A 16,120-nucleotide genomic window follows, 5' to 3' on the forward strand; every position below is an offset into this window, starting at 1 on the left:
GCCCGCGATAGCGGTGGATCAGTCACCAGATGCCTCGACTGAAAAATCGCCATCGCGGGCAAGCCCGGCTCCTACATTGTTTTGCGGGGTTATTCGTGATGCGGCTCGCCCAGGAAGGTCAGTGAACTGAACAGTTCGCGAGTCGCTACATCAGCATTGTCCTTCAGCGGGATCTCCACCTGCGCCGCAATCACGTTCAGCCCTTCATTCCTCACCAGCACCTGGGCGCGGCCGTCCTTATCGGTCTCTGTGCTCAAGGTGTTCGGTGCATTGCGATAATCCCCAATCAATTTGATCCCCGCCGCCGGCTTGCCATCCAGCAGCACCCGCACCGGCAGTGACTTGCCCGGTCCTACGGTCAGCGGATCAACTTCCGGCAAGATCAGCAGCTTGATCTGTTCCAGCTTCGGCAACTTCGCCCCCGGCTGGTAAATCGCCAGGCTGTACTTGAAGGTTTGGGTCGACTCGATCGCCCCCGGCACTTTGCTGCGGCCTTGGTTGATCCACTTCTTGTCAGCAGTCTGCGACCACATTCCGTTATCCAGCGCCACGGCCAAGACGGCCGGCGACTTGAGCGGCTTCAGGCGCGCATGGTCGGGCAGGCGTTCCACGGTCACCGGGATCATTTTGCCGCTGGCGTCATAAGCCCAGGCGCCGCTGATTTTCTGCGCCTTGAACGCATTGTCTTCGGCACCGTGGCCGTAGATCACTTCGATATTGCCGCGTCGTTGTTCGGTCCACAGGCCGTGGGCCGAGACCTGGGTGGCAAACAGCAGGCCGAGCACGGCCAGGGATTTGAAGGCTTGCATGGGTGACGTCCTTTTACAGGTTGAGGGTCAGGCTGACGGTGAAATTGCGCGGCTCACCGGGATTGACCCAGTAATTGCTGTAGGAGCGCTCGTAGTACTTTTCATCGAACAGGTTGTTGAGGTTCAGGCCCACGGTGACGTTATCGCTGGCCTTGTAGTGAGCCAGCAGGTCAACGGTGTGGTAAGCCGGTAACTCAAAGCGCCCACCGGCTTCACCCGAGCGATCGCCCACGTAGGTAAAGGCCGCGCCAAGGTCTGAGCCACGCAGCAGGCCATCTTGGAATTCATACACCCCCAGCAAGCTGGCGCTGCGTTTGGCCACGCCGAGAATCCGGCTGCCGGTGGGGATGACTTTGTCGCCTTTGGTCACTTCGGCGTCGATGTAGGCAAAGGCGCCGATCACCCGTACGGCGTCGGTCACTTGCCCGGTCAGTTGCAGGTCAAAGCCCTGGCTGCGGGCCTTGCCCATGGCGCGCTGGGTGTCGGTGGCCGGGTCCAGGGCCAGGACATTTTCCTTCTCGATATGGAAGGCGGCGAGGGTGGTGCTCAGGCGGTCGTCGAACAGTTCGCTCTTGATCCCGATTTCATAGCCCACGCCTTCTTCCGGCTTGAAGGATTTGCCGCCGGCGTCCAGGCCGTTGTTGGGTTTGAACGAAGTGGAGGCATTGGCGAATAGGCCCACCTCAGGCGTCAGCTGGTAGAGCAGGCCGGCGCGTTGGGTCAGGGCGTCGTGGGTTTGCCGGCTTTTCGCATGGTTGCGGGCGAAGTCGTCGGTGTGTTGCTCAACGTGTTCGAAACGCGCGCCAATCATCCCGCGCAGGCGGTCGGTGAAGACGATCTGGTCCTGCAGGTTCAGCGCCTGGCTTTTCACCTGTTCGAAGAAGTCGGTGCCTGAGCGTTTGCCGTTGGGTTTTGGCTGGCCGTAGACCGGGTTATAGAGGTCGACGGCATAGGGACCGCCGGCGATGGTGGTTACCCGTTCTTTCTTGCGGTAGTCCTCGTACTCGGTGCCGATCAGCAACTCATGCTGCCAGCTGCCGATGTCGAACCGCCCGCGCAGTTCGAGTTGGGTGATGCTGTCGTGCCAACCGGTGGAGCGTTCCCGGTAGCGGCGGCTGAGGGTGTGGCCATCGGCATCCAGCGGGCGGTTTTCCGAAGCATCGCCCCACAGGCTGCCTTGTTTGTAATGACTGGCCAGGCGCAGTTGCCAGGCATCGTTGAGGTGGTGTTCGAGGGTGGCTTGCAGGCGGTTGTTGTGGTTGCGGATATCGCCGTCGTTGGGTTCGCCGAGGAAGGTCGAACGGGAGACGCCGCTCCAGTGGTTATTCGGGGCGACGATGCCACGGTCGAAAGTGGAACGGTGGCGCACGAATTCGCTTTCCACCAGCAGGCGGGTGTCCGGGTCCAGTTGCCAGCTGATGGAGGGCGCGACGAACACCCGCTTGGCCTGCACGTGGTCGCGGAAGCTGTGGTTGTCTTCCACCGCCAGGTTGACCCGCGACAAGACGTTACCCTCGCTGTCCAGCGGTGTGTTCACGTCCAGCGCGGTGCGATAGCGGTCCCAGCTGCCGGCGCTGGTCTGCACGGTGGTGAAGGCCTCGGGCTGCGGCTTTTTGCTGACAATGTTCACCGTGCCGCCCGGATCGCCCCGGCCATACAGGCTGGCGGCGGGGCCTTTGAGCACTTCGATGCGTTCGATATTGGCCGTGTCCGGCGTGCTCGGGTAACCGCGGTTGGCGCTGAAACCGTCCACGTAGAACTCTGACGTGGTGAAGCCGCGAACGCTGTATTCGTAAAGCGTCAGGCCGCCGAAGTTGTTCTGTTTGGACACGCCACCGGCAAACTCCAGGGCACGCTCGACGTGGGTGCTGCCCAGGTCCTTGAGCACCGAGGCGGGAATCACGCTGATGGACTGTGGGATATCGCGCAGGGCGGTGTCGGTCTTGGTAGCGCTGGCGGAGCGGGTGGCGCGATAGCCCTTGACCGGGCCGGTGGCCGATTCGTACGCCTCGCTGGTGATGCGGGTGGCGTCCAGTTCAAGCGGGGTGTTGTCTTCGGCGTAGGCTGGTTCTACCAGTAAACCCAAGGCGATTCCGGCCAGTGGGGCAAATCTTCGAGACGGCATTATAGAGCGTTCCAATAGCGATATTGAAACAATATAACATCTCTAATGAGAATAATTTTCTTCTGAAATATTAGGTAACAGGAGCCCGCGAGCGGGCTCCCGAAGCCGTTATTCTTCTTCTTTCACCGGCGCAGGCGGCGGACGCAGGCCCACTTCTGCCTGCAGCTTGATTTCCTTGCCATTGCGCATCACCTGGATCGCCACCTTGTCGGTCGGCTTGATCCGCGCCACCTGGTTCATCGACTTGCGGCCATCGCCGGCCGGTTCGCCGTCGATGCTGAGGATCACGTCACCCAGTTGCAGGCCGGCTTTCTGCGCCGGGCCGTCGCGGAAGATCCCGGCGACCACGATGCCAGGGCGCCCGGTCAGGCCAAACGACTCGGCCAGTTCCTTGGTCAGCGGCTGCACTTCAATCCCCAGCCAGCCGCGAATCACCTGGCCATGCTCGATGATCGACTTCATCACCTCAGTGGCCAGCTTCACCGGGATGGCGAAGCCGATCCCCTGGGAGCCGCCGGACTTGGAGAAGATCGCGGTGTTGATGCCCGTCAGGTTGCCGTTGGCATCCACCAGCGCGCCGCCGGAGTTGCCCGGGTTGATCGCCGCGTCGGTCTGGATAAAGTCTTCGTAGCTGTTGAGGCCCAGCTGGTTACGCCCGGTGGCGCTGATGATGCCCATGGTCACCGTCTGGCCGACGCCGAACGGGTTGCCGATGGCCAGTGCCACGTCACCCACGCGCAGCCCTTCGGAGCGGCCGATGGTGATCGAAGGCAGGCCTTTCAAATCGATTTTCAGTACCGCGAGGTCGGTTTCCGGGTCGCTGCCGACCACACGGGCCAGGGTTTCCCGGCCATCGCGCAGGGCCACCACGATCTGGTCCGCGCCGGTGGTCACGTGGTTGTTGGTGAGGATGTAGCCTTCCGGGCTCATGATCACGCCGGAGCCGAGGCTGGATTCCATGCGCCGCTGCTTGGGCCCGTTGTCGCCGAAATAGCGGCGAAATTGCGGGTCTTCAAACAGCGGGTGCGCCGGCTTGTTGATGACTTTGGTGGTGTACAGGTTGACCACGGCGGGCGCGGCGATCACCACCGCGTCGGCGTAAGTCACCGGGCCCTGTACCACCGCGCTGGTTTGTGGTGCCTGTTGCAGGTTGACATCGAAAGTCGGCAGGCCGACCAGTTGTGGATAACGCTGAATAATCAGCATCGCGATCAGCACGCCAGCCAACAATGGCCATCCAAAAAAACGCAGTGCCTTGAGCATTAAGAAAAATCCTGACAGGTTGCAGGGGACGGGAGAGCGCCCATAATGTCGCGCATTATACGAGGCCGTGAGCGCCTCTGAACGGGATATTTAGGAGTCTTTTATGGCCGTAGCCCTGAGCACCTTAGTCGAGGAAGCGGACCGCTACCTTAATAGTGCAAAAATCGCCGATTACTGCCCCAACGGCCTGCAGGTCGAGGGTCGGCCGCAGGTGCTGCGCATCGTCAGCGGCGTGACCGCCAGCCAGGCATTGCTGGACGCGGCGGTCGAAGCCCAGGCCGACCTGGTGCTGGTGCACCACGGTTATTTCTGGAAAGGCGAAAGCCCCTGCATCACCGGCATGAAGCAGCGCCGCCTGAAAACCCTGCTCAAGCACGACATCAGCCTGCTGGCCTACCACTTGCCCCTGGACCTGCACCCGGAAGTCGGCAACAACGTGCAACTGGCCCGGCAACTGGACATCACCGTCGAAGGCCCGCTGGACCCGGACAACCTCAAGGTCGTCGGGCTGGTGGGTTCCCTGGCCGAGCCGGTGTCGCCCCGCGACTTTGCCCGCCGTGTGCAGGAAGCCATGGGCCGCGAGCCCCTGCTGATCGAAGGCAGCGAGATGATCCGCCGCGTCGGCTGGTGCACCGGGGGTGGCCAGGGGTATATCGACCAGGCGGTACTGGCCGGGGTGGACTTGTACCTGAGTGGCGAAGCGTCGGAGCAGACGTTCCACAGTGCCCGGGAAAACGACATCAGCTTTATCGCGGCCGGGCATCACGCCACTGAGCGATATGGTGTGCAGGCGCTGGGTGACTATCTGGCGCGGCGTTTTGCCCTGGAACATCTGTTCATTGATTGCCCTAACCCGATCTGACAAACACCACCAAACAATGGGGAATCTCCAATCCTTGTGGGAGCTGTGCCCCAAACCCCGGGGCATATTCATATACCGTTTCGATCTAGCTGGCTCCCTCAATAGAATCAGGCGCTGTGCTAGCATGCCCCGCTCGAACACGGCCCGCTGGCCGTCCATAAGATCGTTTTTCCGTGAGTAACCATGGTCGACAAACTGACGCATCTGAAACAGCTGGAGGCGGAAAGCATCCACATCATCCGCGAGGTCGCCGCCGAGTTCGATAACCCGGTGATGCTCTACTCGATCGGTAAAGACTCCGCCGTGATGCTGCACCTGGCGCGCAAGGCATTTTTCCCGGGCAAGCTGCCGTTTCCGGTGATGCACGTCGACACCCGCTGGAAATTCCAGGAGATGTACAAGTTCCGCGACAAAATGGTCGAAGAGCTGGGCCTGGACCTGATCACCCACGTGAACCCGGACGGTGTGGCGCAGGGCATCAACCCGTTCACCCACGGCAGCGCCAAGCACACCGACATCATGAAGACCGAGGGCCTGAAACAGGCGCTCGACAAGCATGGTTTCGACGCTGCATTCGGCGGTGCCCGTCGTGATGAAGAGAAGTCCCGCGCCAAAGAGCGCGTGTACTCGTTCCGCGACAGCAAGCACCGCTGGGACCCGAAGAACCAGCGCCCGGAGCTGTGGAACGTCTACAACGGCAACGTCAACAAGGGCGAGTCGATCCGTGTGTTCCCGCTGTCCAACTGGACCGAGCTGGACATCTGGCAGTACATCTACCTGGAAGGTATCCCGATTGTTCCGCTGTACTTCGCCGCCGAACGCGAAGTGATCGAGAAGAACGGCACGTTGATCATGATCGACGACGACCGGATCCTCGAGCACCTGTCCGACGAAGACAAAGCCCGAATCGTCAAAAAGAAAGTACGTTTCCGTACCCTTGGCTGCTACCCGTTGACGGGCGCGGTGGAGTCCGAAGCCGAGACGCTGACGGACATCATTCAGGAAATGCTCCTGACGCGAACTTCCGAGCGCCAGGGCCGTGTCATCGACCACGATGGTGCAGGCTCGATGGAAGATAAAAAACGTCAAGGCTATTTCTAAGGGGCTGTCATGTCGCATCAATCTGATTTGATCAGCGAGGACATCCTCGCCTACCTGGGCCAGCACGAGCGCAAGGAAATGTTGCGCTTCCTGACCTGTGGCAACGTCGACGACGGCAAGAGCACCCTGATCGGGCGCCTGCTGCACGACTCCAAGATGATCTACGAAGACCATCTGGAAGCCATCACCCGCGATTCGAAGAAATCCGGCACCACTGGCGACGATATCGACCTGGCTTTGCTGGTCGACGGCCTGCAGGCCGAGCGTGAGCAGGGCATCACCATCGATGTTGCCTACCGCTACTTCTCCACCGCCAAGCGCAAATTCATCATCGCCGACACCCCCGGCCATGAGCAGTACACCCGCAACATGGCCACCGGTGCGTCTACCTGTGACCTGGCGATCATCCTGATCGACGCCCGCTACGGCGTGCAGACCCAGACCCGTCGCCACAGCTTTATCGCTTCGTTGCTGGGCATCAAACACATCGTGGTGGCCATCAACAAGATGGACATCAACGGCTTTGACCAAAGCGTGTTCGAGTCGATCAAGGCCGATTACCTGAAGTTCGCCGACGGTATCGCGTTCAAGCCGAGCACCCTGGCCTTCGTACCCATGTCGGCGCTCAAGGGCGACAACGTGGTGAACAAGAGCGAGCGTTCGCCCTGGTACACCGGCCAGTCGCTGATGGAAATCCTCGAGACCGTCGAGATCGCCAACGACCGCAACTACACCGACCTGCGTTTCCCGGTGCAATACGTCAACCGTCCGAACCTGAACTTCCGTGGTTTCGCCGGCACCCTGGCCAGCGGCATCGTGCACAAGGGCGACGAAGTCGTGGTGCTGCCGTCGGGCAAGAGCAGCCGCGTCAAATCCATCGTCACCTTTGAAGGTGAACTGGAAAACGCAGGTCCTGGCCAGGCCGTGACCCTGACCATGGAAGACGAGATCGACATTTCCCGTGGCGACCTGTTGGTACACGCCGACAACGTGCCGCAAGTGACCGACGCCTTCGACGCCATGCTGGTGTGGATGGCTGAAGAACCGATGCTGCCGGGCAAGAAATACGACATCAAGCGCGCCACCAGCTACGTGCCGGGTTCCATCACCAGCATCGTGCATCGCGTGGACGTGAACACCCTGGAAGAAGGCCCGGCGAGCGCCTTGCAGTTGAACGAGATCGGCCGGGTGAAGGTCAGCCTCGACGCTGTCATCGCCCTGGACGGTTACGCGAGCAACCGCACCACCGGTTCGTTCATCGTCATCGACCGTTTGACCAACGGCACTGTGGCCGCGGGCATGATCATCGCGCCGCCGGTGACCCATGGCAGCGCGGCTCAGCATGGCAAGCTGGCCCACGTGGCCACCGAAGAACGTGCCCAGCGCTTCGGCCAGCAACCGGCGACCGTGTTGTTCAGCGGTTTGTCGGGCGCCGGCAAAAGCACCCTGGCCTACGCGGTCGAGCGCAAGCTGTTCGACATGGGCCGTGCGGTGTTTGTGCTGGATGGCCAGAACCTGCGCCATGACCTGAACAAGGGCCTGCCGCAGGACCGTTCCGGGCGTACCGAGAACTGGCGTCGTGCCGCGCACGTGGCGCGTCAGTTCAACGAAGCGGGCTTGCTGACCCTGGCTGCGTTCGTTGCCCCGGATGCCGAAGGCCGTGAGCAGGCCAAGGCACTGATCGGCGGTGATCGTCTGCTGACCGTGTACGTGCAGGCTTCGCCGCTGGTGTGTGCCGAGCGCGATCCGCAAGGCTTGTACGCGGCGGGCGGGGATAACATCCCGGGCGAGTCCTTCCCGTATGACGTGCCGTTGAACGCCGATTTGGTGATCGACACCCAGGCCCTGTCGCTGGAAGACAGCGTCAAGCAAGTGCTGGAGCTGCTGCGTCAGCGCGGCGCGATCTAAGCTTTAGATCTGCACAAAAAAGCCCGCCACGTTGGCGGGCTTTTTTATGGGGTCTTGAAAACAACTCGGTCAAATGTGGGCGCGAGCAAGCCCGCTCCCACAGGTTGATCAGTGACTGGCGGGATAATCTGTGTGCAATTTGGCGAGCAATTCGTCCTTCTCTTCCCACAACCGGTTGATCCAGCCCTGGAACGCCAACCGATACTCCCCATCCTGCTCATAATTCTTGCCGATAAAACCGGCCGGAATCTGCACCTCTTCAAACTGCACGACAACGTCCTTCACATTGCCGCAGAGCAAAGCCCAATAACCCGGGCGCCCGGCAGGGTAGTGAATGGTCACGTTCACCAGCGACTTCAACTGCTCGCCCATGGCATCCAGCACAAACGCAATGCCGCCCGCCTTGGGCTTGAGCAGATAACGAAACGGTGACTTCTGCTGCGCATGCTTGCCGGGGGTAAATCGCGTGCCTTCGGCAAAGTTGAAGATGCCCACCGGGTTGTGGCGAAACTTCGCGCAGGTCTTGCGGGTGGTTTCCAGGTCTTTGCCTTTCTTGTCCGGGTGCTTTTCCAGGTACGCCTTGGTGTAGCGCTTCATGAACGGGAAGCCCAGGGCCCACCACGCCAGGCCGATCACCGGGACCCAGATCAGCTCTTGCTTGAGGAAAAACTTCAGCGGGCGAATACGCCGGTTGAGCACGTATTGGAGCACCATGATATCGACCCAGCTCTGGTGGTTACTGGTCACCAGGTACGAGTGCTGGTAGTCCAGGCCTTCGAGGCCCTTGATGTGCCAGCGGGTGCGGCGCACCAGGTTCATCCAGGCCTTGTTGTTGCTGATCCAGGCCTCGTGGGTCTGGTTCATCAGCCACTCGCTGAAGCGCTTGGCAAACGGCAACGCCTTGAACAGCGCCACGATAAACAGGAACGAGCACAGCAGGATCGTGTTCAACGCCAGCAACAGCGAGGCGATCACCCCGCGCACGGCGGCAGGTAGAAAATCCAGCATTTAGACATCCATAGGTCGGTTGGCGGCTTGAATCGCGGTCAATGCGATCGTGTACACGATGTCGTCCACCTGCGCCCCTCGGGGCAGGTCGTTGACCGGTTTGCGCAGGCCTTGCAGCATCGGCCCGAGGCTCACGCAATCGGCGCTGCGCTGCACCGCCTTGTGGGTGGTGTTGCCGGTGTTCAGGTCGGGGAACACGAACACCGTGGCCTTGCCCGCCACCAGGCTGTTGGGCGCCAGTTGCCGGGCCACGGTTTCGTTGGCGGCGGCGTCGTATTGCAACGGGCCGTCGATCAGCAGCGAACTTTGGGCTTCGTGGGCGAGCAGCGTGGCTTCGCGGACCTTCTCGACTTCTTCACCCGTGGCGGAGTCACCACTGGAATAACTGATCATCGCCACTCGCGGCGTGATACCGAATGCGGCGGCCGAGTCGGCGCTTTGCAGGGCGATTTCCGCCAGCTCTGCCGCGCTGGGGTGCGGGTTCATCACGCAGTCGCCGTACACCAGCACTTGCTCCGGGAACAGCATGAAGAACACCGACGAAACCAGGGTGCAGCCCGGCGCCGTCTTGATCAGCTGCAAGGCCGGGCGAATGGTGTTGGCGGTGGAGTGGATGACGCCGGAGACCAGGCCGTCGACTTCATCCAGCGCAAGCATCATGGTGGCGATCACCACGGTGTCTTCCAGTTGCTGCTCGGCCATCGGCGCGTTGAGGCTTTTGGTTTTGCGCAGAGCTACCATCGGTTCGACGTAGCGCTGGCGAATCAGGTCGGGGTCGAGAATCTCCAGGCCTTCGGGCAGCTCGATGCCATGGGCGCGGGCCACGGCTTCCACGTCGGCCGGCTTGGCCAGCAGCACGCAACGGGCAATCCCGCGTGCCTGGCAGATGGCCGCGGCCTGCACGGTCAGCGGCTCGCTGCCTTCGGGCAACACGATGCGCTTGTTGGCAGCCTGGGCGCGCTGGATCAGTTGATAACGGAACACCGCCGGCGACAGGCGCATTTCCCGCGGCGTGCCGCAGCGTTGGTGCAGCCAGCGGGCGTCGAGGTGGCTGGCGACGAAATCGGTGATGATCTCTGCACGTTCGCGGTCATCAATCGGGATTTCCTTGTTCAGGCTGTTGAGCTGGTTGGCGGTGTCGTAGGAGCCGGTGCTCACCGACAACACTGGCAGCCCAGCCTGGAACGCGCCCCGGCACAGGTCCATGATCCGTGGGTCGGGCAGGGTGTCACTGGTCAGTAGCAAACCGGCCAGCGGCACGCCGTTGATGGCGGCCAGGCTGACGGCGAGGATGATGTCGTCGCGGTCGCCGGGCGTCACGACCAATACGCCGGGTTTGAGCAGCTCCACGGTATTGCGCATGGTGCGCGCACAGATGATGATTTTGGTCATGCGCCGGCTTTCGTAATCACCGGCGTTGAGGATCTGCGCGCCCATCAGGTCGGCCACGTCGCGGGTGCGCGGGGCGTTGAGTTCCGGCTGGTACGGGATGCAGCCCAACAGGCGGAAATCGCCGCTGCGCAACAACGGCGAATGCTCTTTGAGCCGCGCCGAGAACGCTTCCATGCTTTCGTCGGTGCGCACCTTGTTGAGGATCACCCCCAGCACTTTTGGATCTTTCGGGCCGCCGAACAGCTGGGCCTGCAGTTCCACGCGGCCGGAGAGTTCGGTGAGCACTTCGTTTTCCGGGGCCGAGACCAGGATCACTTCGGCGTCCAGGCTCTTGGCCAGGTGCAGGTTGACCCGGGCCGCATAGCTGGCGCTGCGGGTCGGCACCATGCCTTCGACGATCAACACGTCCTTGCCCACGGCGGCTTGCTGGTAAAGGGTGATGATTTCTTCCAGCAGCTCATCCAGCTGGCCGTCGCCGAGCATCCGCTCTACATGGGCCAGGCCCAGGGGTTGGGGCGGTTTGAGGCCGTGGGTACGGGCCACCAGCTCGGTGGAGCGCTCGGGGCCGGTGTCGCCGGGGTGCGGCTGGGCAATCGGTTTGAAGAAGCCGACTTTCAGCCCGGCCCGTTCAAGGGTACGCACCAGCCCAAGGCTGATGGAGGTCAGACCCACACCAAAATCGGTGGGCGCGATAAAAAAAGTCTGCATGCGAATTCTCTGGAGGTGCATGGCTTCGGTGGCGGCCTATGGCTGGCTGCCTACCGGGAATCAGGTGCCAAGGTTATCTTTATCTGAGCCTTGCGCACACCAGCCGCACGTAAAGGGCTTGTCTATTTTTTCAAGGCGTTGCGCCGGGTCCGTGACCCAGGCCCGGGATTGCCACGGTGGCTGGTGGCGCAGGTGCTGGGTGTGGCCGCAGGAAAGCTCGACGACCCAGTGCCGGTCTTCGTCCTGGTGAAATCCGACGACCGTCGGGTCAGTTGTTCGACCCCGTCCGTCCGGGTTGTGTTCGCTTTCGGGCAAATCCTTGTTTAGACTTGTCCGTTCTTCATTCTTCTGCAAAAGGTCTCGCCCCATGCCGATCGCCGCCAATAAGGCTGTCTCCATTGACTATACCCTGACCAACGACGCTGGTGAGGTCATCGACAGTTCTGCCGGCGGCGCGCCGCTGGTCTACCTGCAAGGTGCAGGTAACATCATCCCGGGCCTGGAAAAGGCCCTGGAAGGCAAAGAGGTCGGTGACGAACTGACCGTTGCCGTAGAACCTGAAGATGCCTACGGCGAATACGCTGCCGAACTGGTCAGCACCCTGAGCCGCAGCATGTTCGAAGGCGTCGACGAGCTGGAAGTGGGCATGCAGTTCCACGCTTCCGCTCCGGACGGCCAGATGCAAATCGTCACCATCCGTGACCTGGACGGCGACGACGTGACCGTCGACGGCAACCACCCGCTGGCTGGCCAGCGCCTGAACTTCCAGGTGAAGATCGTCGCTATCCGTGACGCTTCCCAGGAAGAAGTGGCCCACGGCCACGTGCACGGCGAAGGTGGTCACCACCATTAATTGACTGAGCGACGCTCTGTCAGTTGGAAAAAGGCGCCTTCGGGCGCCTTTTTCATTTGGCGGCTATTCTTGCCGACTTGGCGGCTGTAATCTCGAATGGCCGTTACGAAGAACATGGGATATCTGGAGTTCGTCATGAGTGCTTTCCACGACCTTAAACTCAAAGCCCTGGATGGTCAGGAGCTGCCTCTGGCGCCCTTCAAGGGGCAAGTCGTGCTGGTGGTCAACGTCGCCTCCAAATGTGGTTTGACACCACAGTACGCAGCGCTGGAAAACCTCTATCAGCAATACAAAGCCCAGGGTTTTACCGTACTGGGGCTGCCGTGCAATCAATTTGCCGGGCAGGAACCGGGCACCGAAGAAGAAATTCAGGAATTTTGCAGCCTCAACTATGGCGTGACCTTTCCCCTGGGCAGCAAGCTTGAGGTGAATGGCCACGATCGCCACCAGCTGTATCGGTTGCTGGCGGGCGAGGGCGCGGAGTTTCCAGGGGACATCACCTGGAACTTTGAAAAATTCCTGCTGGGCAAAGACGGCCGGGTATTGGCGCGTTTCTCGCCGCGTACGCCGCCGGATGACCCTGCCATCATCCAGGCGATCGAAAAAGCCTTGAGCTGATACACGCTCTCTTGTTGTGAGAGAGCTTGTTGTGGCGAGGGGGCTTGTCCCCCGTTGGGCTGCGCAGCAGCCCTAAAACCTGACACTGATCTCTATCTGGCTATCCTCTTGGCATTGCTGGGGCCGCTACGCAGCCTAACGGGGGACAAGCCCCTTGCCACAAAAGCCAGTCACCAAAGTCTTCCCGCTTTTACCCCTTAATCACCCTAATCAATAGTGCTATCCAGCACGCTGCACACTCCATATTATCCACATCATAAATTCCTTTTCTTATGGAGTGCTCCCATGCCTGTCCAAGCCTTGTTCAAACCGTTCCAGCTCGGCGCACTGCAACTGCCGACCCGTGTGGTCATGGCGCCGATGACCCGTTCGTTCTCCCCGGGTGGCGTACCTAATTCCAAGGTGATCGAGTACTACCGCCGCCGCGCCGCCGCCGGTGTAGGCCTGATCATCACCGAAGGCACTGTGGTCGGGCACCCGGCTTCCAACGGCTACCCGAACGTCCCGCATTTCTACGGTGAAGCCGCCCTGGCCGGCTGGAAGAAAGTGGTCGACGCGGTGCACGCCGAAGGCGGCAAGATCGTCCCGCAACTGTGGCACGTGGGCAGCGTACGGCGCATCGGCACCGAGCCGGATGCCAGCGTGCCGGCCTACGGCCCCACCGAAAAACTCAAGGACGGCAACGTCGTCGTCCACGGCATGACCGTGCAAGACATCAAGGACGTGATCGCCGCCTTCGCCCAAGCCGCCAAGGATGCCCAGAGCATCGGCATGGACGGCGTGGAAATCCACGGCGCCCACGGCTACCTGGTGGACCAGTTCTTCTGGGAAGGCACCAACCAGCGCACCGACGAATACGGCGGCAGCCTGGCCAACCGTTCGCGTTTTGCCATCGAATTGATCCAGGCCATCCGCGCCGCCGTTGGGCCGGACTTCCCGATCATCCTGCGTTTCTCCCAGTGGAAGCAGCAGGACTACACCGCGCGCCTGGTGCAAACCCCCGAAGCGCTGGGTGAATTCCTCAAGCCGTTGTCTGACGCCGGCGTGGATATATTCCACTGCTCCACCCGTCGTTTCTGGGAGCCGGAGTTCGACGGCTCCGAACTCAACCTGGCCGGCTGGACCCGCAAGCTCACTGGCAAACCGACCATCACCGTGGGCAGCGTCGGCCTGGATGGCGAGTTCCTGCAGTTCATGGTCAACACCGATAAGGTCGCGCAACCGGCCAGCCTGGAAAAACTGCTGGAGCGCCTGAACAACGACGAGTTTGACCTGGTCGCCGTGGGCCGTGCGCTGTTGGTGGATCCGGATTGGGCGCTGAAGGTTCGCGAAGGCCGTGAAGGCGACATCCTGCCGTTCAGTCGTGAGGCGTTGACGACGTTGGTGTAAGGGGCGACAGGGCGGGCACCGGTTGCTCGTCCTCGCACACCCCGCGTAACTGCCGCTCAAACTGCTCGATAATCGCCGGCCAACCCTGACGGCTGGCGTGTTGCCGGGCATTGAGCCGCACCCGGCGCAAGCTCTCGCGCTCTTCCAGCAGCCAATTGGCTGCATCGCAAAACGCCTCCTCATCCCCCGGCATCGCCAGCACACCGCTATAGCCATGGCGAATATGCTGGGTCGCGGCTGCCTGGTCGTACGCCACCACACCCAATCCGGACGCCATGGCCTCCAGCACCACGTTGCCGAAGGTTTCAGTCAGGCTGGGGAACAGGAACAGGTCCCCGGACGCATAGTGCCTGGCCAGTTCTTCGCCGCGCAGGGTGCCGCAGAAAATCGCCTCCGGCAGTTCCTTCTCCAGCATTGCCCGTTGCGGGCCGTCACCGACGATGATCAGTTTCATCTGGCGCAGTGGATAGGTTTCCTGCAGCGTTTCGAAACAGCGCTTGAGTAACCCGAGGTTTTTTTCCTGGGCCAGGCGGCCGACATGCAGCACGGCAGTTTGCTCACTGGTCAGTGCCCAACTTTCACGCAACGCATTGTCGCGTTTGGCCGGGTGAAACAGCTGGCTGTCGACACCGCGTGCGAGCATGCCCAGACGCTCGAAATGACGCCGCTCCAGCTCCAGGCGCTGGCTGGCGCTGGGCACCAGGGTCAGGGTGGAGCGGTTATGGAACCAGCGCAGATAGTGGGTCAGCACCCGGCTCAGCATGCCCAGGCCGTACTGGTTGGAATACTGCTGGAAGTTGGTATGAAAGCCACTCACCACGCTGATCCCCAGGCGCCGCGCCGCCCGCAACGCCGACAGACCCAGCGGGCCTTCCGTGGCGATATACAGCACATCCGGACGCTGGCGGGTCCAGCGCCGCAACAGCTTGTGCATCGACGACTGGCCCCATTGCAGCCCCGGATAACCCGGCAATGGCCAGCCGCGGCACAGCATCAGGCCGTCGTCGCTGGGCCGGCTCTGGTCGCTGCCCTGGCGCGGGCGAACCAGTTCGACTTGATGCCCGCGCGCGCGCAAACCATCACACAGGCGGCCAAGGGTATTGGCCACCCCGTTGATCTCTGGCGGGAAGGTTTCGGTGATCAGGGTGATGTGGAGCGAAGCTGTCGTCATGACCCACAGTGTCGGCGCGGGCCATGTCGTCATTGTGTCTTTTGGATGATGGATTTGTGACGGCTCAGGGCTTTTTAACGAGCATCGCCTCGGCGCCCTGTTCACGCACCCAGAACAGCGTGGCCCCGGCCACCGCTGCCGGCATCATCAGCAGGTTGACCACCGGCACCAGCAACACCAGGTAGACGATCCCGCCAAAGCTCATACTCTGCCAGCGCTTCTGGCGCAGCCAGGCGAGCATTTCGTTCCAGCCCAGCTTGTGGTTGTCGGCCGGGTAGTCGATGTACTGGATCGCCATCATCCACACGCCAAACAACAGCCACAGCGGCGCAGCCACCAGGTTGACCACCGGAATGAACGACAGGATAAACAGGCCGATGGCCCGGGGCAGGAAGTAGCCCAGCTTGCGCATTTCCCGGGCCAGGGTACGCGGCACCATGGCCGCCAACTCAGCCCAGCTGAACGCCGGGAAATCATCGGTGCCGCGTACCACGACTTCGACCTTTTCCGACAGAAAGCCGTTGAACGGCGCGGCAATGATGTTGGCAAGCATGGTGAAGGTGAAAAACACCATCAGCACCACCAGCACCACGAACAAAGGCCACAACAGATAATTGAGGAAGCTCAGCCAGCTCGGCAAGGTGGGCATCAGCGTGTCGACCCACAGGCTGAACTGATGGCCGGCGAAGTAGATCAACCCGACGAACAGTATCAGATTGATTGCCAGCGGCAGCAGGACGAACAGGCGCAGGCCGGGGCTGAGCACCAGTTTGAGGCCTTCGCGCAGGTATTGTGGGCCTGAAAGAACGGGGGCGGGCATGGATAACTCCGGGCAATGGGGGCGAACGCGCCGACCTTACCGGCTTTGCGAAGACCGGGAAAGCACGGCCCGCATCACGACATTAACGGTAAC

14 protein-coding genes are annotated in these 16,120 nt (G+C 61.5%); 6 read left to right on the top strand and 8 right to left on the bottom strand.

The window, feature by feature from the left end; translation table 11 throughout:
* Positions 1-89: 89 nt before the first annotated feature.
* The 3 genes from HKK54_RS14805 to algW all read right to left on the bottom strand — a co-directional run bounded on the left by HKK54_RS14805 (position 90) and on the right by algW (position 4,197).
* Entirely contained in the window at positions 90-809 is a 720-nt protein-coding gene (locus tag HKK54_RS14805; RefSeq protein ID WP_169387107.1) for a DUF4198 domain-containing protein, read from the bottom strand.
* A gap of 13 nt (positions 810-822) precedes the next feature.
* Positions 823-2,934, bottom strand: coding sequence for a TonB-dependent siderophore receptor (locus HKK54_RS14810; protein ID WP_169387108.1), 2,112 nt, complete (start codon positions 2,932-2,934; stop codon positions 823-825).
* A gap of 108 nt (positions 2,935-3,042) precedes the next feature.
* On the bottom strand, positions 3,043-4,197 hold the full coding sequence (gene algW, locus HKK54_RS14815; protein WP_010177003.1) for a Do family serine endopeptidase AlgW: 1,155 nt from the start codon (positions 4,195-4,197) through the stop codon (positions 3,043-3,045).
* Between the two features lie 103 nt (positions 4,198-4,300).
* Here algW and HKK54_RS14820 point away from each other — a divergent pair, with 103 nt between their 5' ends.
* From HKK54_RS14820 to cysN, 3 genes are all read left to right on the top strand, one after another.
* Positions 4,301-5,059 carry a Nif3-like dinuclear metal center hexameric protein gene (locus HKK54_RS14820; protein WP_010177002.1) on the top strand — a complete coding sequence of 253 codons (759 nt, stop codon included), beginning with the start codon at positions 4,301-4,303 and terminating at the stop codon, positions 5,057-5,059.
* A gap of 183 nt (positions 5,060-5,242) precedes the next feature.
* Positions 5,243-6,160: a sulfate adenylyltransferase subunit CysD gene (cysD, locus tag HKK54_RS14825; protein ID WP_005784641.1), complete on the top strand. Its 918-nt coding sequence runs from the start codon at positions 5,243-5,245 to the stop codon at positions 6,158-6,160.
* A 9-nt stretch (positions 6,161-6,169) separates the two neighbouring features.
* The gene (cysN, locus tag HKK54_RS14830) at positions 6,170-8,068 is read left to right on the top strand and encodes a sulfate adenylyltransferase subunit CysN (protein ID WP_169387109.1); all 1,899 of its coding nucleotides are present in this window, start codon (positions 6,170-6,172) and stop codon (positions 8,066-8,068) included.
* A gap of 108 nt (positions 8,069-8,176) precedes the next feature.
* Here cysN and HKK54_RS14835 read toward each other — a convergent pair whose 3' ends face one another.
* The 3 genes from HKK54_RS14835 to HKK54_RS14845 are packed head-to-tail and all read right to left on the bottom strand — an operon-like array spanning position 8,177 to position 11,575.
* Complete coding sequence (locus HKK54_RS14835) at positions 8,177-9,076, bottom strand: acyltransferase (protein WP_169387110.1); 900 nt, start codon at positions 9,074-9,076, stop codon at positions 8,177-8,179.
* Entirely contained in the window at positions 9,077-11,176 is a 2,100-nt protein-coding gene (gene pta, locus HKK54_RS14840; protein ID WP_010176998.1) for a phosphate acetyltransferase, read from the bottom strand.
* 60 nt (positions 11,177-11,236) lie between these two features.
* On the bottom strand, positions 11,237-11,575 hold the full coding sequence (locus HKK54_RS14845; RefSeq protein WP_003208456.1) for a DUF3565 domain-containing protein: 339 nt from the start codon (positions 11,573-11,575) through the stop codon (positions 11,237-11,239).
* Between HKK54_RS14845 and HKK54_RS14850 the strand changes: the two genes are divergently transcribed.
* The 3 genes from HKK54_RS14850 (at position 11,544) to HKK54_RS14860 (ending at position 14,036) form a co-directional block, all read left to right on the top strand.
* A complete protein-coding gene (locus HKK54_RS14850; protein WP_003208457.1) occupies positions 11,544-12,029 on the top strand; it encodes an FKBP-type peptidyl-prolyl cis-trans isomerase in 486 nt (161 codons plus the stop codon). The genes HKK54_RS14845 and HKK54_RS14850 overlap by 32 nt on opposite strands.
* Positions 12,030-12,164: 135 nt before the next feature.
* On the top strand, positions 12,165-12,647 hold the full coding sequence (locus HKK54_RS14855; protein ID WP_010176997.1) for a glutathione peroxidase: 483 nt from the start codon (positions 12,165-12,167) through the stop codon (positions 12,645-12,647).
* Positions 12,648-12,932: 285 nt separating this feature from the next.
* Positions 12,933-14,036 carry an NADH:flavin oxidoreductase gene (locus HKK54_RS14860; RefSeq protein ID WP_010176996.1) on the top strand — a complete coding sequence of 368 codons (1,104 nt, stop codon included), beginning with the start codon at positions 12,933-12,935 and terminating at the stop codon, positions 14,034-14,036.
* On the opposite strand, the gene HKK54_RS14865 is transcribed toward HKK54_RS14860, so the two are convergent.
* Both HKK54_RS14865 and cysZ read right to left on the bottom strand, forming a co-directional pair.
* Positions 14,005-15,207: a glycosyltransferase family 4 protein gene (locus tag HKK54_RS14865; RefSeq protein WP_169387111.1), complete on the bottom strand. Its 1,203-nt coding sequence runs from the start codon at positions 15,205-15,207 to the stop codon at positions 14,005-14,007. The two genes, HKK54_RS14860 and HKK54_RS14865, sit on opposite strands and share 32 nt — an antisense overlap.
* Before the next feature lie 64 nt (positions 15,208-15,271).
* On the bottom strand, positions 15,272-16,027 hold the full coding sequence (gene cysZ, locus HKK54_RS14870) for a sulfate transporter CysZ (RefSeq protein ID WP_010176994.1): 756 nt from the start codon (positions 16,025-16,027) through the stop codon (positions 15,272-15,274).
* Positions 16,028-16,120: the final 93 nt, after the last annotated feature.

It is taken from the genome of Pseudomonas sp. ADAK13, assembly GCF_012935715.1.
Lineage (GTDB): Bacteria > Pseudomonadota > Gammaproteobacteria > Pseudomonadales > Pseudomonadaceae > Aquipseudomonas.